The sequence below is a fragment of the Campylobacter sp. W0066.1 genome, from assembly GCF_024723635.1.
Lineage (GTDB): Bacteria > Campylobacterota > Campylobacteria > Campylobacterales > Campylobacteraceae > Campylobacter_D > Campylobacter_D lari_C.
On the sequence record NZ_JANQCW010000038.1, the window covers coordinates 1 to 1,502 of the forward strand.

A 1,502-nucleotide genomic window follows, 5' to 3' on the forward strand; every position below is an offset into this window, starting at 1 on the left:
AATTGGGTGGAAGATCTGCATTTTATTTAGTCTAATTTTTATCTATAACAATTTATGTTTACTTTAATAAAAATATTTTCACAATAACTGCAATTTTTAATCATACATTTATAAAAAAATATTTTTATTATTTTATTATACAAAATATGTGTTTTTCATTGTTATATCATTTTTTGATTTATTTTTATATGTGTGTATTTGAACCAATTTTAAAAAAATTAAATCTTTTAAAATAGTTTAAAAATAGTTTTATATAAAAAAATAGAATTAATGCTAATCAAAAAAAGGAGTTATTGATGTTTAAATCTTTAAATATAGGATTAAAACTAGTATTATCAGTTGCTATTAGTATAATCACTGGAATAGCCATTTTGGTGACTATTTTATCAATTCAAGTTGCTTCTAATATGGAAAATGAAGCTAAAAATTCAATCTTTCTTTCTGCGAAAAGATACGGAAATTTTATGCAAGGCATTCTAAATGAGGAAGTTGTTCTTACAAAAGGAATGGCTACATCGCTTAATGAAATGTTTTCGAAATATGACCAAGTAGATGTTGCGTTAATAGAAAGCTTATTAAAAAATACCTTTGACAGTAGTGGTTATGCAGCTTATTCATTTCTTTGGCTAAAAGATCCCTCTGTTTTATCTGACATCCAAGCATTAGATTCAAATTTTAAAAGCTCTAACGGTAAAACTTTTGCTATGATTTTTTTCGATGAAACTACAGGAAAAGCAGGTGGTATAAGATCTATAAAAGTTCCTAATAATTTTTCTCAACTGAACATTTTGCAAAAAATTGAACAAAACGCAAAATATGGTGATTTAGATACTTTATTTGTTGGCGCTCCATCAAAATTAAATTACGATGGACATGATTTTTTAGGTATTAATTTAGGAATGCCTATCTTTAACAGTAAAGGCAAATTTGTAGGTGTTGTTGGATATACTTTTGATTTCTTAGAAATATCACAAGATATGCTTGATCCAAAACTAGATGCCTACGAAGGTGATTTAAGATTTTTAATGACTGATCAAGGGGTTATTACTATTCACAAAAACAAAGATGCTATATTAAAAACTCTACCTGAAATCAATAAAGATCCTTCGACAAAATTTATTATTGATGCCGTTAAAGAACGTAAAGATATAATTATTGACGATTATACTGATTCAAATGGAAATCTCAGCTTTGCTAGTATCACTCCTTTTAGCACACTAGGAGATTCTAGTCACTGGAGTATAATAGTTACCGCACCAAAAAAGTCTGTTTTACAACCTTTATACAAATTACAATTTATTTTAATTATTATAGCACTAGTTATAGTTGTTATAATCTTAGCCATTGTTTATTTTTGTGTAAATAAAATAGTAGGTGCTAGAATTCCTATTATACTCCATTCTTTACAAAATTTCTTCAAATTTTTAAATCATGAAACCAAAGAAGTGCAGACAATAAAGATTAAAGCCGATGATGAATTAGGAAGAATGGGTAAAATAATC

1 protein-coding gene is annotated in these 1,502 nt (G+C 26.6%); it reads left to right on the forward strand.

What is annotated here, in order from left to right:
- Window positions 1-296: 296 nt before the first annotated feature.
- Window positions 297-1,502: PDC sensor domain-containing protein (locus CAMP18497_RS08145; RefSeq protein WP_442867804.1), on the forward strand; the 1,206-nt coding region annotated here is incomplete at its 3' end.